At 63.2% G+C, this 24269-nt stretch carries 27 protein-coding genes; 15 read left to right on the forward strand and 12 right to left on the reverse strand.

Annotation, left to right across the window (positions count from 1 at the left end):
• The first annotated feature begins 6 nt into the window (after positions 1-6).
• Positions 7-288 (forward strand): cupin domain-containing protein, encoded by a 282-nt coding sequence (locus EOA16_RS17880; protein ID WP_013528325.1) that lies wholly within the window; start codon positions 7-9, stop codon positions 286-288.
• A gap of 23 nt (positions 289-311) precedes the next feature.
• Here the strand turns inward: EOA16_RS17880 and EOA16_RS17885 are convergent, their stop codons facing one another.
• The 6 genes from EOA16_RS17885 to EOA16_RS17910 form a co-directional block, all read right to left on the reverse strand.
• The gene (locus EOA16_RS17885) at positions 312-731 is read right to left on the reverse strand and encodes a VOC family protein (RefSeq protein ID WP_127259460.1); all 420 of its coding nucleotides are present in this window, start codon (positions 729-731) and stop codon (positions 312-314) included.
• 24 nt (positions 732-755) lie between these two features.
• The gene (locus EOA16_RS17890; RefSeq protein ID WP_127259461.1) at positions 756-2081 is read right to left on the reverse strand and encodes a folylpolyglutamate synthase/dihydrofolate synthase family protein; all 1326 of its coding nucleotides are present in this window, start codon (positions 2079-2081) and stop codon (positions 756-758) included.
• 124 nt (positions 2082-2205) lie between these two features.
• Positions 2206-3132 carry an acetyl-CoA carboxylase, carboxyltransferase subunit beta gene (gene accD, locus EOA16_RS17895; protein ID WP_127259462.1) on the reverse strand — a complete coding sequence of 309 codons (927 nt, stop codon included), beginning with the start codon at positions 3130-3132 and terminating at the stop codon, positions 2206-2208.
• A gap of 47 nt (positions 3133-3179) precedes the next feature.
• The gene (gene trpA / locus EOA16_RS17900; RefSeq protein ID WP_127259463.1) at positions 3180-4019 is read right to left on the reverse strand and encodes a tryptophan synthase subunit alpha; all 840 of its coding nucleotides are present in this window, start codon (positions 4017-4019) and stop codon (positions 3180-3182) included.
• A gap of 2 nt (positions 4020-4021) precedes the next feature.
• On the reverse strand, positions 4022-5272 hold the full coding sequence (gene trpB, locus EOA16_RS17905) for a tryptophan synthase subunit beta (RefSeq protein ID WP_127259464.1): 1251 nt from the start codon (positions 5270-5272) through the stop codon (positions 4022-4024).
• A gap of 33 nt (positions 5273-5305) precedes the next feature.
• Positions 5306-5965, reverse strand: a complete 660-nt coding sequence (locus EOA16_RS17910) for a phosphoribosylanthranilate isomerase (protein WP_127259465.1) — start codon at positions 5963-5965, stop codon at positions 5306-5308.
• 112 nt (positions 5966-6077) lie between these two features.
• On the opposite strand from EOA16_RS17910, the gene EOA16_RS17915 reads away from it, so the two are divergent.
• Positions 6078-6296 (forward strand): hypothetical protein, encoded by a 219-nt coding sequence (locus tag EOA16_RS17915; RefSeq protein ID WP_127259466.1) that lies wholly within the window; start codon positions 6078-6080, stop codon positions 6294-6296.
• A 5-nt stretch (positions 6297-6301) separates the two neighbouring features.
• Here EOA16_RS17915 and EOA16_RS17920 read toward each other — a convergent pair whose 3' ends face one another.
• The 4 genes from EOA16_RS17920 to EOA16_RS17935 all read right to left on the reverse strand — a co-directional run bounded on the left by EOA16_RS17920 (position 6302) and on the right by EOA16_RS17935 (position 9672).
• Entirely contained in the window at positions 6302-7060 is a 759-nt protein-coding gene (locus EOA16_RS17920) for a M48 family metallopeptidase (RefSeq protein ID WP_127259467.1), read from the reverse strand.
• 99 nt (positions 7061-7159) lie between these two features.
• A complete protein-coding gene (locus EOA16_RS17925) occupies positions 7160-7642 on the reverse strand; it encodes a DUF2852 domain-containing protein (RefSeq protein ID WP_023810611.1) in 483 nt (160 codons plus the stop codon).
• Between the two features lie 117 nt (positions 7643-7759).
• Entirely contained in the window at positions 7760-8902 is a 1143-nt protein-coding gene (locus tag EOA16_RS17930; protein WP_127259468.1) for a benzoate/H(+) symporter BenE family transporter, read from the reverse strand.
• Positions 8902-9672 carry an alpha/beta hydrolase gene (locus EOA16_RS17935; RefSeq protein ID WP_127259469.1) on the reverse strand — a complete coding sequence of 257 codons (771 nt, stop codon included), beginning with the start codon at positions 9670-9672 and terminating at the stop codon, positions 8902-8904. Before EOA16_RS17935 ends, EOA16_RS17930 begins: the two co-directional genes overlap by 1 nt.
• Before the next feature lie 205 nt (positions 9673-9877).
• Between EOA16_RS17935 and infC the strand changes: the two genes are divergently transcribed.
• From infC to EOA16_RS17975, 8 genes are all read left to right on the forward strand, one after another.
• Positions 9878-10414, forward strand: a complete 537-nt coding sequence (infC, locus tag EOA16_RS17940; protein WP_023810608.1) for a translation initiation factor IF-3 — start codon at positions 9878-9880, stop codon at positions 10412-10414.
• Positions 10415-10577: 163 nt separating this feature from the next.
• Complete coding sequence (locus EOA16_RS17945) at positions 10578-11228, forward strand: isoprenylcysteine carboxylmethyltransferase family protein (protein WP_127259470.1); 651 nt, start codon at positions 10578-10580, stop codon at positions 11226-11228.
• A 180-nt stretch (positions 11229-11408) separates the two neighbouring features.
• Entirely contained in the window at positions 11409-11612 is a 204-nt protein-coding gene (gene rpmI / locus EOA16_RS17950) for a 50S ribosomal protein L35 (RefSeq protein ID WP_006201248.1), read from the forward strand.
• A 148-nt stretch (positions 11613-11760) separates the two neighbouring features.
• Positions 11761-12162: a 50S ribosomal protein L20 gene (gene rplT / locus EOA16_RS17955; protein ID WP_023672281.1), complete on the forward strand. Its 402-nt coding sequence runs from the start codon at positions 11761-11763 to the stop codon at positions 12160-12162.
• Between the two features lie 142 nt (positions 12163-12304).
• Positions 12305-13402 carry a phenylalanine--tRNA ligase subunit alpha gene (pheS, locus tag EOA16_RS17960; protein WP_127259471.1) on the forward strand — a complete coding sequence of 366 codons (1098 nt, stop codon included), beginning with the start codon at positions 12305-12307 and terminating at the stop codon, positions 13400-13402.
• The gene (locus EOA16_RS17965; RefSeq protein ID WP_127259472.1) at positions 13399-13821 is read left to right on the forward strand and encodes a GFA family protein; all 423 of its coding nucleotides are present in this window, start codon (positions 13399-13401) and stop codon (positions 13819-13821) included. The genes pheS and EOA16_RS17965 overlap by 4 nt, the downstream gene beginning before the upstream one ends.
• Positions 13818-16226, forward strand: a complete 2409-nt coding sequence (pheT, locus tag EOA16_RS17970; RefSeq protein WP_127259473.1) for a phenylalanine--tRNA ligase subunit beta — start codon at positions 13818-13820, stop codon at positions 16224-16226. Before EOA16_RS17965 ends, pheT begins: the two co-directional genes overlap by 4 nt.
• Positions 16227-16266: 40 nt before the next feature.
• Complete coding sequence (locus EOA16_RS17975; protein ID WP_127259474.1) at positions 16267-16869, forward strand: nucleotidyltransferase family protein; 603 nt, start codon at positions 16267-16269, stop codon at positions 16867-16869.
• A gap of 258 nt (positions 16870-17127) precedes the next feature.
• Here EOA16_RS17975 and EOA16_RS17980 read toward each other — a convergent pair whose 3' ends face one another.
• Positions 17128-18123, reverse strand: coding sequence for an aldo/keto reductase (locus EOA16_RS17980; protein ID WP_127259475.1), 996 nt, complete (start codon positions 18121-18123; stop codon positions 17128-17130).
• Positions 18124-18219: 96 nt separating this feature from the next.
• On the opposite strand from EOA16_RS17980, the gene EOA16_RS17985 reads away from it, so the two are divergent.
• From EOA16_RS17985 to EOA16_RS18005, 5 genes are all read left to right on the forward strand, one after another.
• Positions 18220-19110 (forward strand): LysR family transcriptional regulator, encoded by an 891-nt coding sequence (locus tag EOA16_RS17985; protein WP_127259476.1) that lies wholly within the window; start codon positions 18220-18222, stop codon positions 19108-19110.
• Positions 19111-19180: 70 nt separating this feature from the next.
• Entirely contained in the window at positions 19181-19753 is a 573-nt protein-coding gene (locus EOA16_RS17990; protein WP_127259477.1) for a cytochrome b, read from the forward strand.
• A gap of 69 nt (positions 19754-19822) precedes the next feature.
• Positions 19823-20398: a YceI family protein gene (locus tag EOA16_RS17995; RefSeq protein ID WP_127259478.1), complete on the forward strand. Its 576-nt coding sequence runs from the start codon at positions 19823-19825 to the stop codon at positions 20396-20398.
• 67 nt (positions 20399-20465) lie between these two features.
• Positions 20466-21452: a Gfo/Idh/MocA family oxidoreductase gene (locus tag EOA16_RS18000; protein WP_127259479.1), complete on the forward strand. Its 987-nt coding sequence runs from the start codon at positions 20466-20468 to the stop codon at positions 21450-21452.
• Positions 21453-21492: 40 nt separating this feature from the next.
• Positions 21493-23151 (forward strand): FAD-binding dehydrogenase, encoded by a 1659-nt coding sequence (locus tag EOA16_RS18005; RefSeq protein ID WP_127259480.1) that lies wholly within the window; start codon positions 21493-21495, stop codon positions 23149-23151.
• Between the two features lie 35 nt (positions 23152-23186).
• On the opposite strand, the gene EOA16_RS18010 is transcribed toward EOA16_RS18005, so the two are convergent.
• The gene (locus EOA16_RS18010) at positions 23187-24125 is read right to left on the reverse strand and encodes an alpha/beta hydrolase (protein WP_127259481.1); all 939 of its coding nucleotides are present in this window, start codon (positions 24123-24125) and stop codon (positions 23187-23189) included.
• Between the last annotated feature and the right edge of the window lie 144 nt (positions 24126-24269).

The raw sequence follows: 24269 nt of genomic DNA on the forward strand, positions 1-24269 counted from the left end.
AACCCCATGACCGGATCCGCCAAGGCCACCGTCTTCATCGACAATGAGCGCGTCATCGTCACCGAGTACCGCTTCGCGCCGGGCGAGAACACCGGTTGGCACCGCCATGGCCACGACTACGTCGTCGTGCCGCTGATGGACGGCAAGGTGAAGCTGTTGACCAAGGACGGCGAATCCTTTGCCGAGATGAAGAAGGGCGCGCCTTATTTCCGCAAGGAAGGCGTCGAACACGACGTCATCAATGCCAATGAGGGCGAATACGCCTTTATCGAGATCGAGTTGAAGTAAGCCGTCAGGGCCGGCAGGCTCGGTTACCAGTCGGCGATACGATCGCCTCCGACGAATTGCGCGCTTTTTTCGGTGTATTCGAACAGCTCGATCTTCACGCCATTGGGATCGCGTATCCAGGCCTGAAACGTGTCGTCGCAGGCGTGCTTCTTGTCCGTGACATCGACGCCTTTCGATTTGATATGGGCGATCGCCGCGTCGATGTTTTCAACCTCAAGGCAAAAGTGGTTGATCTGGTTCTGCTCACTGTATGCAGTGCCGTCCTTCTGAAACACCTCGACATGGCTGCTGCCGCCGCAATTTAGGTAGAAGCCGAAGATCTTGCTATCGCGCAGAAAATTGAACTGCGTGTCGAGGCCGAGCACGTCGCGATAGAAGCTTCGCGTTGCTTCCAGATCATGCGCGAAGATGCAGACGTGAGCGAGCTGCTTGACCGTGATCATGACGGGTTCCTCGCAAATCCGACCTCAGGTCGGCGGCGTGCCGTTCTCGGCCAGCACCGCGCCGGTCAGATACAACGAACCGCTGATCAGGATGCGTGGCGACGGGCCGTCCCAGGTGTCGCGCAGCAGCATCAGCGCGCTGGCGACGGAACTCACCGGCTCGGCGGTCAGCCCGGCTTCCGTCGCGCGGATCGCCAGTTCGTCGTTAGGCACGCCGGCCTCGCTGAGGCTCACCGGCACCGTGTAGACATGCCGGGCGAGGCCCTTGAAGGCACGGAAATAGCCGCTCTGGTCCTTGGTGTTGATCATGCCCGAAATGAGGAACAGCGGACGCGGGTTCTTCTCTTCCTGCTCGGCCAACGCTTCGGCGACCACCACGCCGGCGCCCGGATTGTGGCCACCGTCGAGCCAGATATCGGCGCCCTTGGGCGCCAGTTCGGCCAGCCGGCCCTGCATTAGCTTCTGCATGCGGCCGGGCCAGGCGACATTGATCATCGCCTTTTCGGCGGCGCGATGGCTGATCTCGAAACCGGCCGCTTTGACCGCGGCGATCGCCGCCGCCGCATTGGCGAACTGGTGGCGGCCGGGCAGCCTGGGCGGCGGCAGGTCCATCAAGCCGTCTTCGTCCTGGTAGACCATGCGGCCGTTTTCCTCGAAGGCAAGGAAATCCTGGCCGTAGACGAAGGTGGGGCATTCAAGCCGCTCGGCGGTTTCAATCAGCACCTGCAGTGCCGTTTCGCTCTCCTGCGCGCCGATGACCACCGGACAGCCGGGCTTGATGATGCCGGCCTTTTCGGCCGCGATCAGTTCGACACGGTCGCCGAGATAGGCCTCGTGGTCGAGCGACACCGGCATTATCACCGATACGGCCGGCTCCTTGACGACATTGGTCGCGTCGAAGCGGCCACCGAGCCCGACCTCGATGATGGCGGCGTCAGCCTGGTGTTCGGAAAACAAGAGGAAGGTGACCGCAGTGAGGATCTCGAAGACGGTGATCGTCTCGCCTTCATTGGCCCTGGCGACGCGGGCGATGGCATCGGCGAAAACCCTGTCCTCGACCAGCCTGCCGCCGCCATCGGCGGCCAGCCGGTAGCGCTCGTGCCAGTTGACCAGATGCGGCGAGGTATGGACATGGACGCGGTAGTCCGCCGCCTCGAGCAGGGCGCGCGAAAAGGCGGCGCACGAACCCTTGCCATTGGTGCCGGCAATGTGGATGACCGGCGGCAGCCGGTCCTGCGGATTGTCGAGCCGCTCCAGGAGCCGCGAAATGCGGTCGAGCGAAAGGTCGAAGCCTTTCGGGTGAAGCGCCATCAGGGCTTCGATTTCGCGGTCGGCGGCAAGCGTTGTCATGGCGCAATCCTTGCGCATGACCAGGAAAAACCAGAATCGGTTTCACAAAGGGCCATGCCAATTCAAAAAGCTACAGCGCGCCGGGGACAAGGCGCAATCGCTGTTCGCGGCGCTTCTTGTCGCGTCAGGCCTGCGGACGTGCCTCGGCCGGTATTGTTGCCGGCGGCAGGATTTCCGGCTCGAGCGGCTTTTGCTCCTCCGGCAGCTTGAGCAGCATCTTCAGCAGCCGCGTGATGGTTTCGCGCAGTTCCAGCCGCGACACCACCATGTCGACCATGCCGTGCTCCATCAGATATTCGGAGCGCTGGAAGCCGTCGGGCAGCTTTTCCCGGATGGTTTGTTCGATGACGCGCGGCCCGGCAAAGCCGATCAGCGCGCCGGGCTCGGCTATGTGCACGTCGCCCAGCATGGCATAGGAGGCCGTCACGCCGCCGGTGGTCGGGTTGGTCAAAACGACGATGTAGGGAAGGCCGGCTTCCTTCAGCCGGTCGACGCCGACCGTGGTCCTCGGCAATTGCATGAGGGACAAAATACCTTCCTGCATGCGGGCGCCACCGGAGGCGGCAAACAGGATCAGCGGCCGCTTGCGCTGCAGGGCTGCTTCAAAGCCGTGCACGATGGCGTCGCCGGCGGCCATGCCGAGCGAGCCGCCCATGAAGGCGAAGTCCTGCACCGTGACCACAACAGGCAGGCCCTCGACGGTGCCCAGCGCATTGATGATCGCGTCTTCAAGACCGGTCTTGGCCTTGGCGTCCTTCAACCGATCGACATAGCGCTTCTCGTCGCGGAACTTCAGCGGATCCTGCATGACCTTGGGGTTGTCGAGGGTCTCGTATTTGCCGTCGTCGAAGAAGAATCTCAGCCGCTCCTTGGCCGAGATCTTCATGTGATGGCCGGAGGACGGAATGACGAACTGATTGGATTCCAGGTCCTTGTGGAACACCATTTCGCCGGTCTCCGGATCCTTGATCCAGAGATTCTCGGGCATGTCGGTGCGCCGGCCGAGCATCGAATTGATCTTCGGGCGAACGTAATTGGTGATCCAGTTCATCGCTTCGGCTCCTGTCCTGACGAAGATTGGCTAAAGACGTAGGGAAACTATTCGGCAGCAGCAAGGCGGGCCGAGCGCACACCTTGCGCAAGGCCGCCGACCAGCGTGGCGACGGCCTCGGCCGGGTCGGCGGTCTTCTCGCCCTTCGGTCCCAGCACATTGGCCACCGCATTGACGATCGCGGTGCCGACGACGACGCCATCGGCATTGGCGCCGATCACCCGGGCCTGCTCGGCTGTCTTGACGCCGAAGCCGACGCAGACCGGCAGATCGGTATGGCCCTTGATGCGCTTGACCGCCGCCGCCACCTTGCCGGTGTCGGCAAGTGCCGAGCCGGTGATGCCGGTCATCGACACGTAATAGACGAAGCCCGACGTGTTCTGCAGCACCTTGGGCAGGCGCTTGTCGTCGGTCGTCGGCGTCGCCAGCCGAATGAAGTTGATGCCGGCTTTCAGCGCCGGAATGCACAGTTCCTCGTCCATCTCCGGCGGCAGGTCGACGACGATCAGCCCGTCGATGCCGCTGGCGATCGCGTCCTTGAGGAAGCGGTCGACGCCATAGATGTAGATCGGATTGTAATAGCCCATCAGCACGATCGGCGTCTCATTGTCGCCGGCGCGGAAGTCGGACGCCATCTTCAGCGTCTTGACCAGCGTCTGGCCGCCCTTCAGCGCCCGCAGGCCCGCCGCCTGGATCGCCGGGCCGTCGGCCATCGGATCGGAAAACGGCATGCCGAGCTCGATGATGTCAGCGCCAGCCTTGGGCAATGCCTTCATGATCGACAAAGAGGTGTCGTAGTCGGGGTCGCCGCCCATGAAATAGGTGACGAGCGCCGGGCGGCCTTCGGTCTTCAGCTTCGCCATGCGGCGATCGATGCGGGTGGCCATGATCAGATCTCCATGCCCAGCATCGAAGCCACCGTATGCACGTCCTTGTCGCCGCGGCCGGACAGGTTGACGATGACGATCTGGTCCTTGTCCATGGCAGGCACGATCTTCACCGCATGCGCGATGGCATGCGCCGATTCCAGCGCTGGGATGATGCCTTCGACCCGCGTAGTCAGCTTGAAAGCCTCCAGCGCCTCGTCGTCGAGGATCGGCACGTAGTCGACGCGGCCCGAATCACGCAGCCAAGAATGCTCCGGGCCGACGCCGGGATAATCGAGGCCGGCCGAGATCGAATGTCCGTCCATGATCTGGCCGTCGGCATTCTGCAGGAGATAGGTGCGGTTGCCGTGCAGCACGCCCGGCGCGCCGGCATTCATCGAGGCGCAATGCTCGATGCCGTCGAGGCCGCGCCCGCCGGCTTCGATGCCGATGATGCGAACCTCTTTGTCGTCGAGGAAGGGATGGAACAGGCCGATGGCGTTCGAACCGCCGCCGACAGCGGCGATGATGGTGTCCGGCAGCCGGCCTTCCTGCTCGAGGATCTGCGCCCGCGCCTCGATACCGATCACCGACTGGAAGTCGCGCACCAGCTCCGGATAGGGATGCGGGCCGGCGGCGGTGCCGATCAGGTAATAAGTATCCTCGACATTGGTCACCCAGTCGCGCAACGCCTCGTTCATGGCGTCCTTCAGCGTGCCGTGGCCTGCGGTCACCGGCCGCACTTCGGCGCCGAGCAGCTTCATGCGGAAAACATTGGGGCTTTGCCGGGCGACGTCGGTGGCGCCCATATAGACGACGCAGGGAAAGCCGAAGCGGGCCGCTACCGTGGCCGCCGCCACGCCGTGCTGGCCGGCGCCGGTCTCGGCGATGATGCGCTTCTTGCCCATGCGCTTGGCCAGCAGGATCTGGCCGAGGCAGTTGTTGATCTTGTGCGAACCGGTGTGGTTCAGATCCTCGCGCTTGAAATAGACCTTTGCGCCGCCCCCGAGGCCCTTCGCCGAGGAAACCTCACGAAGATGCCTGGTCAGCCCCTCGGCGAAGTAAAGCTTCGACGGCCGCCCGGCATAATGGGTCGAAAGGTCAGTCAGCTCGGCCCTGAAATCCGCATCGTTCTTGACCTCGTTCCAGTGACGCTCCAGGTCGAGAATCAGCGGCATCAGCGTTTCGGCAACGAAACGACCGCCGAAAATGCCGAACATGCCCTGTTCGTCGGGTCCGGTGCGGAAGGAATTGGGTGTCGCCGGCTTGTTCATCGCCGATCTCCTGGCTTGTCGTTTACAGCACGCTCAGGCTGCGCGGGTCTTCCGCGCGGCCCTGACGGCCCGGAAAAACTGTTCGATCAGCGCCGGATACTTGACGCCCGGTGCGCTTTCCACGCCTGAGGAAATGTCTATTCCGGGCGGGTCGGCAAGCCGAAGGGCATCGCCGATATTGGCGGCGTTGAGCCCACCGGAAAGCATGTAATCGACGCTGCCGTCAAGGCCGGCGAGGATGTGCCAGTCGAAGGCCACGCCGTTGCCGCCCGGCAGTTCGGAGTCTTTCGGCGGCTTGGCGTCGAACAGGAACCGGTCTGCTATGCCGATGAATGGCTTTATCCGCTCGAGATCGGCAGCCTCGCTGAGCGGCAGCGCCTTCATCACCGGCAGGCCATAGCGGGCTTTGACCCCAGCGACCCGGTCGGGCGTTTCCGCGCCATGCAGCTGCAGCATGTCGGGCTGCATTTTGGCAACGATTTCATCAAGGAAGGCGTCGCTGGCATCGACGGTGACGGCAACCGCCATCGCCTTGCCGCGCGCCGCGTCGCGCAGACGGCCAGCCTCGCCAGGTTCGACATAGCGCGGGCTTTTGGCGAAGAAGATAAACCCGACATGGCTGGCGCCGCCGGCCAGCGCCGCGGCCATTGCCCCGTCGGTCTTCAAGCCGCAGATCTTGATGTCGAGTGCCATGGCGCGGGAATTGCCATGAAAAGCGATAAGAGTCGAGAAAAAGCATGCTGTTTGCCCGCACGGCCAAAGGCGCTACCTATGGATGAACAGGACACACGGCGGGAGTACGATCATGGCCGACAGGACAATTGCCGAACTCAGGCAGAAGATCGCGCAGGCGCGCGAGGTGATCGCGCACCTGATCGACAAGGCCGCCTTCAACGGCGCCGAAGCGCACCGGGCGCTCGACTATTTCGACGGCGATGAATTCGAACGCAATTTCCTGCCGTGGCCGCATCACGGCGATGAGGGACTGCGGCCTGAGGAATTGAACGCCGCCAACGACGACTGAGCGATCTACTCGAACATGATCGCCTGCAGCGCACCGCCATTGCGCTTCAGCCAGTCCTTGCAGCGGTCGGTGTCGGGGCAGAGTTTTTCGCACAGTTTCCAGAATTTCGGACCGTGGTTCATCTCCTTGAGATGCGCCACTTCATGCGCGACGAGGTAGTTGATGACCGGCTGCGGCGCCATCATGATGCGCCAGGAAAAGGACAGATTGCCTTCGGAGGTGCATGAACCCCAGCGGCTCGACGTGTCCTTGTAGCGGATAGCCTTGGCGCGCTTGCCGAGCGCCTCGGTGTGTTTGGCCACCAGCTTTTCGATCTCCTTCTTGGCCTCGCGCTTGAGGAAATCGGCGATGCGGCGCGGCAGATGTATGCGCTCGCCATGCACGATCAAGAGCGGGCCACGTTCGTCGCGCGACACGGTGACGGTGCCGCGCTTTGACGGTTCATGGACGATGCGATGCGGCACGCCGCGCACCGGGATCTTGATGCCGGGCCGCACCTGTGGCCGGGTCGGCACCTTGGCCAGTCGCTGCTCCAGCCAGTCCTGGTGCCGCTCGAGGAACCTGTCCACCTCGCCGCGGCGCAGGCCTGGCGGCACGGTGATGCGCAGACCCTGGCCGCCTGAATCGATGCGCAGCGTCATCCGGCGCGCCCTGGCGCTCTCGACGATCTTGAGCGGCAGCGTGCGGCCGGCGACGCAATATTCGCGCTCCACGACAGGCGTGGGCTTGGGCTTTGTCAGATTGCGGAAGAAGCCGAGAGTCATGGCGGGACGATACGCGATTCGAGAAAAACGACTAGAACAAAAAAGAAACGGCGCCGCTCGCGCGACGCCGTCGTCATACCTTGGCACTGTCGCAAGGCCTCAGTCGTCAAGCAGGTTCGAACCCTTGCCACGCTTGGTGGTCGTCGTTCCGGCGCCCGGATCGGTCTTCGTCGGAGCCGTCGACTTGTTGCGGTTGGCCATGAACCGGTCGAACTCGTCCTGGTCCTTGGCGCGGCGCAATTCGCGGGCATACTCGTCGAACTGGGTCAGCATCTCGTCGAGCTTCCGGCGCTCTTCGTTCAGCCGCTCAAGTTCCTTTTCGCGCCAGTCGTCGAAAGCGACGTTGCCGGTGCGGGCGGAACCATTGCCCCAGCGCGCAGCCTTGTCGGAACCGCGGCGGCAGCCGGCGAAGATGCCGTCGGTCGCGCGGTTGACGTCACGCTTGAAGCCATCGAGGCGGTCGCCCCAGATGATGTAGGCGAGCATGGCGAAGCCGAGTGGCCAGAACACCATGAAACCCACAACCATCAACGCGATGGTTGCCGGCGTCCAGGCCGGACGGATCAATGCGGATGTGTTCATTTTCTCCCATTCCTTCGGTTGGAGACAGCCAAACCCGGCTGCGTGGAATCGAAATGGGAAGAGAAAAACGGCGATTCAAGACAATGTCCGCCAAATCCGGACAAGCATCTGAAATGATTATCGCTTTTTGATCATATCGAGGAAAAGCACGACCAGCCCGGCAATCAGGCCCCAGAATGCAGCGCCAACGCCGAACAGCGTCAGACCCGACGCGGTGACGACAAAGGTGACGGTGGCGGCCATGCGGTCGCCCTCTTCCTTGAGTGCAATCGACAGTGCGTTGGCGAGCGACGCCATCAGCGCCAGGCCCGCCACCAGCACGATCAGGCTCTGCGGCAGGACGGCGAAGATCGCCACCAGCGAAGCGCCGAAAATCGCAAAGATGAGGTAGGCGAGCGCATAGAACGGCCCGGTCTTCCAGCGCTCGGCGGGATCGGGGTGGACGTCCGGCCCGGTGCAGATCGCCGCCGAGATCGCGGCCAGATTGGTGGTCGAGCCGCCGAACGGCGCCGACAGCAGCGAAAACAGGCCGGTGACGCCGATCAGCGGGCCGGGCTCCGGATGGTAGCCGGCGGCGCGCAGCACGGCGAGCCCGGACAGGTTCTGTGAGGCCATGGTGACCAGATAGAGCGGCAGTGCCAGGCCAATCATCGCCTTGGCGGTGAAATCAGGCGCAATCAGCGTCAGCGTCGACAGTTCCGGTGTCGGCAGGCCACCGACACGTCCGGTGAGGAAAGCGGCGAGGCCACCGCCGATCAAAACCGCCAGCACTGACAGCGCTGGGTTGAACAGCCTGATGACGAAGAAGGCGGCAATCAGCGGCAGGATCAGCCACGGGTCGACAGGGATGGTCTTCACCGCATTGAGCGCGAAGGTGACGACGATGCCGGCCAGCATGCCCGAGGCGACGGAGGGCGGTATCCTCGAGATCAGCTTCGTCAGGGGCCGAAACAGCCCGGTGGCGATCAGAAGGACGCCGGTGACGATGAAGGCGGCGACGGCCTCACCCATCGAAAAGCCGCTCGATGCCGCGATCAGCGCCAGGCCCGGCGTCGACCAAGCGGTGATGACAGGCATTTTCGTGCGCCATGACAGCCACAGGCTCTCGATCGCCATGGCCAGGCAGATCGTCGTCACCCAGCTTGCCGTCTCGATCTGCGTCGCGCCGACTGCGTTGGCGGCTGCGATGACGATGGCCAGCGTGCCGCCGAAGCCGACGATCGCCGCGACGAAGGCGGATATCGGAATGGAAAGGCGCATCAGTCTCCCCTCTGCGCCATCGCATCGACGGCCCCCACCAGCATGTCGAGATCCTGCGGTCGCGACAAGCGATGGTCGCCGTCAGGGATCAGCGACAGTGTCACGTCGTCCGCCGGCAGCAGGCTGACCAGCTTCAGCGCATGGCTTGCCGGCACATCCGCGTCGGCCAGGCCCTGCAGGATATGCACCGGGCAATGGGTGTCGATCGGACCTGTCATAACCCGGTTGTCGCGCCCATCTTCGATCAGGGCGCGGGTGTAGATGTAGGGTTCCGTGGAATAGTCCGACGGCTCTTCGAAGAAACCTTTTTCGGCGAGGTCGTGCTTCTGCGCCTGCGTCAGCACCGGTTCGACCAGTTCGGCGGTAAAATCCGGAGCCGGCGCCAGCAGCACCAGACCGGCGACGTTGCTATCGCCTGCCTTACGCAATTCCTGCACCATGCGCAGCGCGATCCAGGCGCCCATCGAGGAGCCGACAAGGATCTGCCTGCCCTTGGTGAAATGCCGGAACACGGCAAGGCTCTGCGCAAGCCATGTCGAAATCGTGCCATCGGCAAAAGCGCCACCGGATTCGCCATGGCCGGAATAATCATGGCGCAGGAAGGCGCGGCCTTCTCTTGCCGCCCAGTCCGACAGCGTCTGTGCCTTCGTGCCCAGCATGTCGGACTTGTAGCCGCCGAGCCAGACGATGCCGGGCGCGGAGCCAGCAGCGTGGCGCACCGCAATGCGCGATCCGTCGACATCCAGAAAGAGTGGGGGCGTGACAGTCATGGCTTTTTCCTCAACGTCGGTCTTGTGGCACAGCCGGTGGCGTGGCGAAAAGTGCTCGCGATGTTTCTTTGTTTGGTGCAGGGCAGCGATCAGGGTGATTTTCTGTCAATGCTGTGCTATTGACTCCGCCCGCGCGCTCACCACATTGCGCGTCCACGCATTAAGACTGACGAACCTGAACGAAACGGCCAAGGAGACCACGACCATTCGCAGACCTTTCAAAGCAGCGGCGCCGACCAAGGATGGCCCGCGCTCCAACCGTGACATCCGGGTTCCCCGGGTCCAGCTTATCGACGCCGATGGCCAGAACCGCGGCGATATTTCCATCAACGACGCGTTGCTGCTCGCCGAAGAGGCTGGGCTCGATCTCGTCGAGATATCGCCCAATGCCGTGCCCCCCGTCGTCAAGATCCTCGATCTCGGCAAGTTGAAATACGCCAACCAGAAGAAGGCGGCCGAGGCGCGCAAGAACCAGAAGGTCATCGAGATCAAGGAGATCAAGATGCGCCCGAACATCGACAGCCATGACTACGAGACCAAGATGAAGGCGGTTCGCCGCTTCTTCGAGGAAGGCGACAAGGTCAAGCTGACGCTGCGGTTCCGTGGCCGCGAGATGGCGCATATGGAACTTGGCATGCAGCTTCTGAACAAGGTCCGCGAGGAAGTGGCGACCATTGCCAAGGTCGAAGCGGAACCGAAGCTCGAAGGCCGCCAGATGATGATGGTGCTGTCGCCGCGCTAAGATCTGCATCGGCGCGTATCTAGGATCACGATGACGTCAGGCTTGGCCATCGCGCTTAAATCCGCCTGAATCACATCGCAAGGCGTCCCGGCGATCGGCGGGACGCCTTCTTCTTGTTCAGACGCTGCGATCGCCGGCAAAATTCCTGACGATCGGATTTACCATGCTCGATGAAGTCAAGGTTTCGGACGTCAAGGATTTCAAACACGGGCTGGGCAACTACCAGCATACGCGCCGGATAGTGCTTGCCGTTCTCGTGGTCGTGCTGTTCGCCGCATTGCTATTTGGCCAATCGACGTTTCCGCCCGACACAGCCGTGCACGAGACGATCGAAATGTTCGGCGTGCTGCTGATTTTCCTCGGCATCGTCGGCCGCCTTTGGTCGACACTCTACATAGGCGGGCGCAAATCGTCCGAAGTGGTGACTGGAGGACCTTACTCGATCACCCGCAACCCGCTCTATGTGTTCTCGACCGTAGCCGCGGCCGGCGTCGGCGCGCAGATCGGTTCGTTCTCCGGCATCATCCTCTTCGGGCTTTTGTGCGCGGGGGCGTTTCATATCGTCATTCTGCGCGAGGAGAAGTTCCTCAAGGAAGCGCTCGGCGCGCCGTATCAGGCCTATCTGGCGCGGGTGCCGCGCTTCTTCCCGAAACTGTCGCTCTACCAGGAGGGCGATACCGGAAACTTCAAGCCGCGCCTGCTGTTGACCACGCTGCTCGACGGCCTGGTCTTCCTCGTCGCGCTGCCGGCCTTTGAATTGATCGACGGCGCCCAGCAGTCAGGCATATTGCCGGTGTGGTTCACGCTGCCCTGACGAGACACAGCGCCGCATCTCGACAGGTGTTGCGCGTGGGCCGTCTTTGACGTATAGCACCGCCGTTCAAGAAAACCGCCCGGCAGGGCATGCCGTGGCGGTTTCATTTGCTTTTCGGGCTTTGGTCGGCCCGAAGCGAACAAGAAGCGCGATAGTGCGCCCACAATACGGAGTAGCAAAATGCCCAAGATGAAGACCAAGTCCGCCGCCAAAAAGCGGTTCAAGATTACAGGTACGGGTAAAGTCCTGTCGGCTGCGGCCGGCAAGCGTCACGGCATGATCAAGCGTTCCAACAAGTTCATTCGAAATGCCCGCGGCACGATGGTTCTGGCTGAACCGGATGGCAAGAAGGTCATCAAGAATTTTCTGCCGAACGGTCTCTAGGGAACGATGCCAAAAAGTTGCAGACTTTTTGGAAAACATCATTCGCCAAAATAAGATCATTCGGTCCGGACACGCATTAGTTTGACGCAATTCCGAACGGAAAACCGCTAAGCACTTTTCCTGGAATTGCTATTAAGGAGATCATGACATGGCACGCGTAAAGAGAGGCGTCACCTCGCACGCCAAGCACAAGAAGGTCCTGAAAGCCGCCAAAGGCTTCTACGGCCGCCGCAAGAACACCATCCGCATCGCCAAGCAGGCGGTGGAAAAGTCGATGCAGTACGCGTATCGCGACCGCAAGAACCGCAAGCGCTCGTTCCGCGCGCTGTGGATCCAGCGCATCAACGCCGCGACGCACGAGCATGGCCTGACCTATGGCCGCTTCATCGACGGCCTCAACAAGTCGGGCATCGAGATCGATCGCAAGATCCTGTCGGACATGGCCATCCACGAGCCGCAGGCTTTCGCGGCCCTGGTCGCCAAGGCCAAGGTGGCGCTCGAATATCTGAAGAACACCACGCCGAACGCTTTTGAAAGCGCTGTCGCCTAAGACCAGCGCTTCCCAAGCATTCGCATTTCTGATTTGGGGAACCCGCGCTGGCACGGCTGGCGCGGGTTCTTTTTATGCCTGAACTTTCAACTTAAAAGTGACTTTGACTTTGAAGCTGATTTCCAACGTAGCGAGTTTGACCGTGAACGACGCAACCACTGGCCTGGATACGCTTGAAAACTCACTTCTGGCCGAGATCGCCTCGGCCGCCGATGAGCCGGCCATCGAGGCCGTGCGCATCGCTGCTTTCGGCAAGAAGGGCAGCGTGTCCGAGATGCTGAAGACACTTGGCGCCATGACCGCCGAGGAGCGCCAGATCAAAGGCCCGGCCATCAACGGCCTCAAGAACCGCGTCACCGATGCGCTTACCGCCCGCAAGACCGAGCTCAAGGATGTGGCGATCACCGCCCGCCTGGCCGCCGAAAAGGTCGACGTGACGCTGCCGGTGCGGCAGTCGCCGGCCGAGCGCGGCCGTATCCATCCGATCAGCCAGGTCATCGACGAGATTGCTGCGATCTTCGGCGACCTCGGTTTCTCCATCGCGGAAGGTCCCGATATCGAGACCGACTACTACAATTTCACCGCGCTGAATTTCCCCGAAGGCCATCCGGCACGCGAGATGCACGACACCTTCTTCTTCCAGTCGGACGAGAAGGGCGAGCGCAAGCTTCTGCGCACGCACACCTCGCCGGTGCAGATCCGCACCATGGAGACGAAGAAGCCGCCGATCCGCATCGTCATTCCGGGCAAGACGTACCGGCAGGATTCGGACGCCACCCATTCGCCGATGTTCCATCAGGTCGAGGGACTGGTGATCGACAAGACAGCCAACGTCGCCAACATGAAGTGGGTGCTGGAGGAGTTCTGCAAGGCCTTCTTCGAGGTGCCGCAGGTCAAGATGCGCTTCCGGCCGTCCTTCTTCCCGTTCACCGAGCCGAGCCTCGAGGTCGACATCCAGTGCGACCGCTCAAGGCCCGGCGAAGTGCGCTTCGGCGAAGGCTCCGACTGGATGGAAATCCTAGGCTGCGGCATGGTGCATCCCAATGTGCTGCGCCATGGCGGCCTCGATCCGGACGAATATCAGGGCTTTGCCTGGGGCATGGGCATCGACCGCATCGCCATGCTGAAATACGGCATGCCGGACCTGCGCGCCTTCTTCGATGCAGACGTCCGCTGGCTGTCGCATTATGGCTTCCGGCCGCTCGACATGCCGACGCTGTTCGGAGGCCTGAGCACATGACAGCGCCGTACACCGGCGGCTGCCGCTGCGGCGCCGTGCGGTTCGAGGCGTTGGCCGAGCCGCACCACGTCAGCTATTGCCATTGCGGCGATTGCCGGCGCGCGAGCGGCGCGCCGGTGTCGGCCTTTGTCGGCTTCCTGGTCGATCAGGTCGCGTTCACCGGCAAGGCGCTGAAGATGTATGAGAACGGCCCGGTAACGCGCTCTTTCTGCGGCACCTGCGGCTCACCCATCGCCTATGTCGACGAGCGGCTGGAGGACGACATCTACTTCGTGCTCGGCGCCATGGACATGCCGGCCGATCTTGAGCCGACGCTGCATGCCTATATCGGCGAGCAGCTGCCCTATTTGCATATGTCCGACGACCTGCCGAGACATCTGAAATCAAGCGTCAAAAGACCAGACGGAACAGTCCCATGAAATTCACCCTCTCCTGGCTCAAGGACCACCTAGAGACCGACGCCACGCTCGACGAGATCGTCGAGCGGCTGACCTCGATCGGCCTCGAAGTCGAGCATGTCGACGACAAGTCGAGCCTGAAGCCCTTCGTCATCGCCAGGGTGCTGACGGCGGTTCAGCACCCAGATGCCGACCGGCTGCGCGTGCTGACCGTCGACACCGGCGACGGCAAGCCACCCGTGCAGGTCGTCTGCGGCGCGCCAAACGCCCGCGCGGGCCTGATCGGCGCCTTTGCCGCACCCGGCACCTATGTTCCGGGCATCGACGTGACGCTGACGGTCGGCAAGATCAGGGGCGTCGAAAGCCACGGCATGATGTGTTCCGAGCGCGAACTGGAACTGTCCGACGAACACAACGGCATCATCGACTTGCCCGAGGATGCGCCGGTCGGCACCAGCTTCGCCGCCTATGCGCATATCGACGATCCGGTCATCGAGATCAATCTGACGCCGAACCGGCCGGATGCCACCAGCGTCTACGGCATCGCCAGGGATCTGGCGGCGAGCGGGCTTGGCCGCCTCGTCGGCGGCGCTATCATGCCGCATGTCGGCAATGGCATGTGTCCGGTCAAGGTAACGATCGAAGCGCCGGAGCTTTGCCCCGGCTTCGCGCTCAACTTGGTCAAGGGCGTCAAGAATGGGCCGTCGCCAAAATGGCTGCAGCAGCGGCTGATCGCCATTGGGCTGAGACCCATCAGCGCGCTGGTCGACATCACCAACTATGTCACCTTCGACCGCGGCCGCCCGCTGCATGTGTTCGACGCCAGCAAGGTTGCCGGCAATCTCGTCGTGCGCCGCGCGCGCGATGGTGAAAAGGTGCAGGCGCTCGACGGCCGCGAATACACGCTGACGCCGGAAATGTGCGTCATCGCAGATGACAACGGCGTCGAGTCCATCGCCGGTATCATGGGCGGCGAGCATTCGGGCTGCGACGAGAACACATCAGACGTGCTGATCGAATCGGCCCTTTGGGATCCGATCACCACGGCGCGCACCGGCCGCACGCTCGGCATCATCACCGACGCGCGCTACCGCTTCGAGCGCGGGGTGGACCCCGAATTCATGGTTCCCGGCGTCGAGCTGGCAACGAAACTGGTGCTCGATTTCTGCGGCGGTACGCCGACGGAGATCGAAGTGGCCGGCTATACCGAACACAAGCCGAAGATCGTTTCCTTCCCGCTTTCGGAAGTGAAGCGGCTGACCGGCATCGAGGTTCCCAGGACGGAAAGCCTCGACATCCTGTCGCGCCTTGGCTTCAAGCCGGAGGGCTCGGGAGATGTCGTCGATGTCGCCGTGCCGTCCTGGCGCCCTGACGTCGATGGCAAGGCAGACCTGGTCGAGGAGGTCATGCGCATCCACGGTGTCGACAACATCGCACCGCAGCCGCTCGGTGCGCATGATGCGGTCAACGCAAAGATACTCACCACGTTGCAGGTCCGTACCCGCACCGCCAAGCGCGCGCTTGCCGTGCGCGGCATGATGGAAGCCGTCACCTGGTCATTCATTCCGGCCAAACACGCCGAACTGTTCGGCGGCGGCCAGACCGCTCTGAAGCTCGCCAACCCGATCGCCGCCGATATGTCCGACATGCGGCCCTCGCTGTTGCCGGGGCTGATCGCCGCTGCCCAGCGCAATGCCGACAAGGGCATTGGCGACGTGGCGCTGTTCGAAGTGTCGGGCACCTATGAAGGCGACGGCGCCGACCAGCAGCGGCGCGTGGCCGCCGGCGTGCGTCGCGGCACCGCCAAGCTCGATGGTCCCGGCCGCAACTGGGCCGGCAATTCAGGTCCGGTAGGCGTGTTCGACGCCAAGGCCGATGCGATCGCCGCGCTGGAAGCCTGCGGTGCGCCGGTCGAGCGGCTGCAGATCGAGGCCGGCGGTCCGGCCTGGTATCATCCCGGCCGTTCCGGCACGATCAAGCTCGGCCCGAAAACCGTGCTCGGCAGTTTCGGCGAATTCCACCCGAAGACGCTGGAGGGGCTCGATGTTTCCGGGCCGCTGTGCGGCTTCGAGGTGTTCGTCGATGCGGTGCCCGAACCGAAGGCCAAGCCGACGAAAACCAAGCCGAAACTGGAACTGTCCCCTTTCCAGGCGGTCAAGCGCGATTTCGCCTTCGTCGTCGACAAGTCGGTCGAGGCCGGCACGCTGGTCCGCGCAGCGCTCGCAGCCGACAAGAAGCTGATCACTGCTGTTTCGGTCTTCGACATCTTCGAAGGCGCTTCGCTGGGCGAGGGCAAGAAATCGATCGCCATCGAAGTGTCGATCCAGCCGGTCGAAAAGACGCTGACCGACGAGGATTTCGAAGCGCTGGCCAAGCGCATCGTCGAGAATGTCGGCAAGCAGACCGGCGGCGTTCTGCGCGGCTAGAGGATTGCGGAGTTATGGCGAATCGCCCTCAAAAGGGGCGATGGACCATCTTCGCTATTCTGGGCTGCCGTTCGAAGCACAGCGTGTGGTGTTTCTCGACATCCTGTTGGCGGATGCGCTCGTCCGCGAAGCGCTGGCGCGTGCCCACACGCTCGACCTGCCGGACTGGCTGGTGGTTTCAGGCGCACTTTACAATACTGTCTGGAACCATCTGACGGGAAAGCCGTCAGGTTACGGCATTAGGGATGTCGACCTGTTCTATTTCGATGACGCCGACCTGTCCTACGAGGCGGAGGACGCGGTGATCCGCCGGGCGGCGGTGCATTTCGAAGGACTGCCGCTGCCGGTCGAGGTGCGCAACCAAGCGCGGGTGCATCTTTGGTATCCGCAGAAGTTCGGACAGCCGTGCCCGCGCTATTTGAGTTCCAGCGAATCCGTCAGCCATTTCGCGTCGAAGACCCACGCGGTCGGTGTGCGATACGATGCGGATGGGCAGCTCGATCTGGTTGCGCCGTTCGGACTCGACGATGTCTTCTCGTTTTGCATCGTGCCGAACCGGGTGATGGACAACCAACGGACGCATGAGACGAAGGGGGCGCGGGCGAGGGAGAACTGGCCGGAGATCAGTGTTGTGCCTTGGTAGGAAAAGCCGGCACGAGGCACCCCCCTCTGTCCTGCCGGACATCTCCCCCTCAAGGGGGGAGATTGGATGTCAGCTCGGCTTTCGCCATTCGCCAGCGCCGCAAAATGTGCGCGGCGACGAAGCTGCCCAATCTCCCCCCTTGAGGGGGAGATGTCCGGCAGGACAGAGGGGGGTGCCTCGTGCCAACGTCTCCCAGATCTAAATCGCGGCGTACGAAAAAGGGACGCTGAAGCGCCCCTTTCGATTACTCACCAGTTTTCACCCATTCACCAGCGCCAGCAACTCCTCCGTATAGCGCTTGCCCACAACCTTGTTCGGCGAGAGCGCGTCACCAATCGCCTGCACCTCGGCAGCGCTCAGCGCGATCCCGGCCGCCGCCGTGTTCTGCTCGAGATGGCGGATTTTGCGCGCGCCGGGGATCGGCACGATGAAATCGCCCTGGTGCAGCACCCAGGCCAGCGCCAGCTGCGCCGAGGTCACACCTTTCTCGGCCGCCATCTTTTCCAGCGTGGCGACAACGGCGGCATTGGCGGCCATGGCGTCGGTCTGGAAGCGTGGCAAGGTCCGGCGCCAGTCGTCGTCGCTCAGCGCCTCGGGCTTGGCGATCGTGCCGGTCAAAAGGCCACGGCCGAGCGGGCTGTAGGGAACGAAGCCGATGCCGAGTTCGCGGCAGACGGCGAACACCTCGTCTTCCGGGTCGCGGCTCCACAGCGAGTATTCGCTCTGCACGGCTGCAATTGGATGCACGGCATGGGCCCGGCGGATGGTCGCGGCACTCGCTTCCGACAGGCCAAGCGCGCGCACCTTGCCCTCGCGCACCAGCTCGGCCATGGCGCCGACCGTGTCCTCGATCGGCACGTTGGGGTCGACGCGGTGCTGGTAGTAGAGGTCGATCACATCGGTGCCCAGCCGCTTCAGCGAGGCCTCGGCCACCGCCTTGACATGGCCGGGGCGGCTGTTGACGCCGGCCATGCGGTCGAGGCCTCTGCCTTCCTCCAGAATCCTGAAGCCGAATTTGGTCGCGATGGTCACTTTGTCACGAACGGACTTCAGCGCCTTGCCGAGCAGGATCTCATTCTCGTAAGGGCCATAGACTTCCGCGGTGTCGAAGAAGTTGACACCAATATCGACGGCGCGGTGCAGCGTGGCGATCGCATCGGCTTCCGCCTGGCCGCCATAGGCGAAGCTCATGCCCATGCAGCCCAGGCCGACGGGATAGACGTTCAATTCAGTTCCTAGCTTGCGGGTTTGCATAACGCGTCTCCTTGTTGCGATGTGGGAGAAATAGCGCCTTGCCTTGTGTTCGATAATCGGATCTCATTTGTACGGGCTGTTCTAAAAGATAGATCAATGAATCGCGCGCATCTTTCCCAATTGGCCGTGCTGGCAACCGTTGCCCAATGCGGCAGCTTTCGCGGCGCCGCCAGGGAATTGGCCATCGCGCCTTCGGCGGTCAGCCACGCGGTGTCCAGCCTCGAAGCGCGGCTTGGCGTGCGCCTGCTGGCGCGCAGCACACGCAGCGTCGCGCCGACCGAAGAAGGTGCGCAGTTGTTGGAGCGGCTGCGGCCGGCGCTGTCCGAGATCGATCTGGCGCTGGAGACGGCAATCGAGACGCGCGACCGGCCGGCCGGCAATCTGCGCCTGACCGTGCCGCGCACCGCAGCCCATTTGGCGCTGACGCCACGGCTGGGCGCCTTTGCGTCGGCCTATCCCGACATCGTGCTGGAGATCGTCATCGAGGACCGCTTCACCGACGTGGTGGAAGGGGGCTTCGATGCTGGCGTCAGGCTGGGCGAGAGCCTGCAGCGCGACATGATCGCGGTGCGCATCGGGCCGGACCTTCGCGGCGCTGTGGTCGGCGCCCCGGTCTATTTCGAGGCGAGCCCCAAGCCGCACCACCCGCGCGACCTGACCGATCACCGCTGCATCCGCTTCCGGTTCTCCAGCGGCATCCTCTACCGCTGGGAGTTCGAGAAGGGCCGCGAGGCGATCGAGATGGCGGTGGAGGGACCGCTGATCCTCGACGAGGACCATCTGATTGCCCAGGCGGCGGTCGACGGCGCCGGGCTCGCCTTCGTCTTCGAGGACTATGTCCGCGCGCAGCTCGCCGACGGCAGGCTGATCCGCGTGCTGGAGGACTGGTGTCCGTCCTTCGACGGCTTCTTTGTCTATTATCCGAGCCGCCGCCAGATGCGCCCGGCGCTCAGGGCGTTTGTCGATTTCTTCAAGGTGAGCGGATAGCTCACCCTCCCCACAAGGGGGAGGGTGAAGGGCGCTGGAAGAAAGCCGTCCCGGCATTCGTTCGCCTCGCATGCAAACATCGATCACCAACAGCACGACCCGCTATGGCTGGGGCGCGATCATTCTCCACTGGCTGATTGCGCTGATCTTCATCGGCCAGTTCGGGCTCGGTTTCGTCATGGTGCGGCTGACCAGCCAGCGCACCGCCTTCGAACTGATCCAACTGCACAAATCTTTCGGTTTTATGCTGCTCGGCCTGATCATCCTGCGCATCGCCTGGCGCCTTGGGAATGCAACGCCGGCGCTGCCGCATTCGGTCGGGACTCTGGAGCGTCGGGCCGCACCGTTGGCCCATCTTGCGCTCTATGCGTTTCAGCTTGCCTTGCCTTTGTCCGGCTGGGCGCTGGTGTCGGTCTCGATGCTGGAGATCCCCAGCCTGCCTTTCAATCTGTTCATCATGCCGAACCTGCCGCTGGCCGAATCGGATGGCGCCGAAAGCTTCTGGGCGGCAACGCATTGGTATCTCGCCTATGCCGGCATGGCGATTGTGGCTCTCCATATAGCTGCGGCACTGCGTCATCATTTCCAGCTCAGGGATGGCGTGCTCACGCGCATGATCACGCCTTCGTCAGATCAGGAATAGAGCGGGCGGTTCATTCGTTCATGGGGGGAGGGCGCAGAAAATGCGCTGCCTCCAACAAGGAACACCCCCATGTACACGCGCATCCTCGGATTTGCGGCGGTCGCCGCCTGCCTTGCCATGCCTGTTTCAGCGGCCGTCGCGCTTGGCGACGCCGCCGGCAGCTATTCGATCAGCCCGGCCAGCTCCAGCATCCGCTTTTCCATCGGCAAGGTCGGCGGCGGCGGCCTCAGCGGCGCCTTCGCGCGCTTCAAGGGCTCGATCCGCATCGACAACAGCGATGTCGGGCGCTCGCAGGTCAATTTCACCATCTTTCCCGAAAGCGTCGGCACCGGCCAAGGCCGTATCGATGCCTTCCTGCGCTCCGACGCGGTGTTCGATGCCGCCAACAGCCCGGAAATCCAGTTCCGCTCGACCAGCGTGACCCGAACCAGCGACACCACGGCCCTCGTCAGCGGCCGGCTGACGGCGCGCGGCAAGACATCTACGGAAAAGTTCTCGGCCGAGCTTGGCGGTCTCAAGGCCGGCACGATCAAATTCCATGTCACCGGCAAGGTGCTGAGGTCGCGCTACGGCATGGATGTCGGCACGCCGATCTATTCCAACATCGTCGACTTCGACATGACGCTGACCGGCAAAAGGGGCTGACCTTGTCATTGGCTTTTCCGGCGATTTCGGGCAAACCTCGTCGCCTGTAATCGAGAGGAGAAGCTTCATGTTCCGATGGGGTGTGTTGTCGACGGCCAAGATCGGCCGCGAGCATTTGTTGCCGGCCATGGTCGAGGCGGAGAATGGCGTGCTGTCGGCGATCGCCAGCCGCGACCTGTCGAAGGCCAAGGCGCTGGCCGACCGCTTCGGCGCGCGGCATGCCTTCGGCTCCTATGAGGAACTGCTTGCCTCCAACGAGGTCGACGGCGTCTACATCCCGCTGCCGACCTCGCAGCATGTCGAGTGGGCGGCCAAGGCCATCGAAGCTGGCAAGCATGTGCTGGTCGAAAAGCCGCTGGCGCTCGACGCCAAGGACATTCTCCCGCTGATCAAGCTGCGCGACCAGAAGAAGGTGCTGGTCTGCGAAGCCTTCATGGTCATCTACCATCCGCAATGGATCAAGGTGCGCGATCTCATCGCCAGCGGCGCAATCGGCCGGCTGCGCCATGTGCAGGGCGCCTTCTCCTACTACAACGTCGACCCCAGCAACATGCGCAACCAGCTCGACCTCGGTGGCGGCGCGCTGCCCGACATCGGTGTCTACCCGACCGTGTCGACGCGCTTTTCGACCGGCAAGGAGCCGCTGCGCGTGCAGGCGACGATCGAGCGCGACAAGACATTCGGCACCGACATTTATTCCTCGATCCGCGCCGATTTCGGTGACTTCGAGCTCTCGTTCTATCTGTCGACGCAGATGGCGGCGCGCCAGGTCATGGTGTTCCACGGTGAGAAGGGTTTCATCGAGCTGTTCTCGCCCTTCAACGCCGGGCTCTACGACCACCACCGCGTCGAACTGCACAACCAGAACCACACCGAGGCGCAAGTGTTCCGCTTTCCCGGCACGCAGCAGTACCGGCTGGAGGTCGAGACCTTCGCGCGGGCGGCACAGGGCGGCAAGGAGCGCGTCTTCACGCTGGAGGAATCCGTGCTCAACCAGAAAGTCATCGATGCCATCTTCCGCGCCGGCGGCACGGACGGCTGGGAGACCGTCTGATCCCTTGCATTGAAGTAGCCGGCTAATTCTGGGAGGAAAGATGGCTGACGATGCGGACGTGATCATTGTCGGCGCTGGCCTTGCAGGGCTTGTTGCCGCCGCCGAGCTTGCCGAGGCGGGCAGGAAAATCGTCGTCATCGACCAGGAGCCGGAGCAGTCGCTCGGCGGCCAGGCGTTCTGGTCGTTCGGCGGCCTTTTCCTCGTCGATTCACTGGAGCAGCGGCGCATGCGCATCCGCGATTCGCATGACTTGGCGCTGGCAGACTGGCTGGGCACCGCGGCTTTCGATCGGCCCGAGGATTTCTGGCCGCGCAAATGGGCGGAAGCCTATGTCGGCTTTGCCGCCGGCGAAAAACGCTCCTGGCTGATACAGCGCGGCCTGAAATTCTTTCCCGTCGTCGGCTGGGCCGAGCGCGGCGGTGGCAACGCCATTGGCCACGGCAATTCGGTGCCGCGCTTCCACATCACCTGGGGCACCGGCCCCGGCGTGCTCGAACCTTTTGTCCTGCGCGTACGCGAAGCCCAGAAGCAAGGGCTGATCAGCTTCAAATTCCGCCACCGCGTCAATGAATTGACCCGCACGGGTGCGACTGTCGACGGCGTGCGCGGCGACATCCTGCAGCCGAGCACCGTCGAGCGCGGCCAGAAGAGTTCGCGCGACATATCAGGCGATTTCGAGCTTCACGCGCAAGCGGTGATCGTCGCCTCCGGCGGCATCGGCGCCAACCATCAACTGGTGCGGGAGAATTGGCCCAAACGGCTGGGCGCGGCACCGAAGCGCATGATCACCGGCGTGCCCGATCACGTCGACGGTCGCATGCTGGCGATCACGGAACAGGCCGGCGGCTCGATCATCAACCGCGACCGCATGTGGCACTATGTCGAGGGCATCAAGAACTGGGCGCCGATCTGGACCGACCATGCGATACGCATCCTGCCCGGCCCGTCATCGCTGTGGCTCGACGCACGCGGCAAGCGCCTGCCGGTGCCGCTCTATCCCGGCTTCGACACGCTGGGCACGCTCTCCCACATCATGAGCACCGGCTTCGACTATTCCTGGTTCATCCTGACCAAAAAGATCATCCAGAAGGAGTTCGCGCTGTCGGGCTCCGAGCAGAACCCCGATTTGACCGGCAAGAGCTGGCGCCAGGTGCTCGGCCGCGCCACGTCGGGCATTCCGGGTCCGGTGAAGGCGTTCATGGAAAAGGGCGAGGACTTCATCGTCGAGGCCGACTTGCCTGATCTGGTCGCCCGCATGAACGCGCTGGCCGGCGGCGAACCGCTGCTTGAGTTAGCCCAGGTCGAGCGCGAGATCCGCGCCCGCGACAGGCAGCTCGACAACCCGTTCTCCAAGGATATGCAGATCACCGCCCTGCGCGGGGCGCGGGCCTATCTCGGCGACCGCCTGATCCGCACGGCCAAGCCGCACAAGATGCTCGACCCGGCAAATGGCCCGCTGATCGCGGTGCGCCTCAACATCCTGACCCGCAAGACACTGGGCGGCCTGCAGACCAATCTCGACAGCCGCGTGCTGGGTGCCGATGGCCTGCCGGTCGCCGGGCTTTATGCGGTCGGCGAAGCCGCTGGGTTTGGCGGCGGCGGCGTGCATGGTTATGCGGCGCTGGAAGGCACTTTCCTCGGCGGCTGCATCTTTTCCGGCCGCAGCGCCGGCCGGGCAGCGGCCGCTACGGTGGGATGAAGCGGCGCCGGTCGGTCCTCAGAGTCCAGCCGCGATCACCAGCGCCAATCGCCCTGCCCAAGGGCGGCTACCGCGTCCGCAATCCGGGTGAAGCTCGCGCGAGCGCGGCCGACCGTGTGCCGGGCTCTGAGATAGCCGTGCACCAATCCCGGTTCCTCGAACCAGGTGGCGCGGCCGCCTGCCGCAACGACCAGGTCGCGATAGGTCTCACCATCCGACGACAGCGGATCGCATTGCGCGGTGATCAGCACCGTCGGCGGCAGGTTGGAGAAGTCGGTGTCGGCAAGCGGGGCCAGCGTCGCATCGCCGCTGCGGTCCTGCCCCCCAGTGCGGATGTGTTTGTAGAATTCGAGATCGCGCATGGTCAGCATCGGCGCTTCGGCGTGCCTTACATAGGATCCCTTCGACCGACCGCCGCCGAGGCCGGGATAGATCAGCACTTGGCCAACCGGCCTTTTTGCATGGCCGCGCGTGGCGTGACTGATGGCGGCGCAGAGATTGCCGCCGGCACTGTCGCCGCAGAGCACGACAGGATGATCGCGATTGGCGGCGGCCCATTCGAAGGCGCTCATCGCATCGTCGAAGGCGGCCGGATGCAGATGTTCCGGCGCCAGCCGATAGTCGACCGAGACCACCTCATAGCCTGTGCGCGCGCAAAGCTCCGCGCAAACATCGTCGTGGCTGTCCAGCCCACCAAGGATGAAGCCGCCGCCATGGACATAGAGCACCGTCACGGCTGCCCGGAATGGACTCCGGTAGATACGGATCGGGATATCGTGCGTGGGCGTCGCAATGGCTGAGGTTTCGACAGCGATACCTTCGGGATAGCCGGCAAAGAATTCGCGGCACATGCGGTCGTAGATCTCGCGCTGCTGCGCGATCGTGTAGTCGATCGTGTCGGGCGGATAGTAGGAATTGGTCCGCTCTATGAACGCCCAGGTTTCGGCGTCGATGAGGGTTTTGTAGTCGGTCATGGGTGGTAGGCGGTCTGGGATGGCTGAGCTTGAACACCCCCCACTGTCCTGCCGGACATCTCCCCCGCAAGGGGGGAGATTGGCAGCTTCGGCCTCGGCGCCTTTCCTGGAACCTCGGAGATTGGCGAAGAGCGACGCGACATC

The sequence above is a fragment of the Mesorhizobium sp. M7A.F.Ca.US.008.03.1.1 genome (assembly GCF_003997495.1).
Taxonomy (GTDB): Bacteria; Pseudomonadota; Alphaproteobacteria; order Rhizobiales; family Rhizobiaceae; genus Mesorhizobium.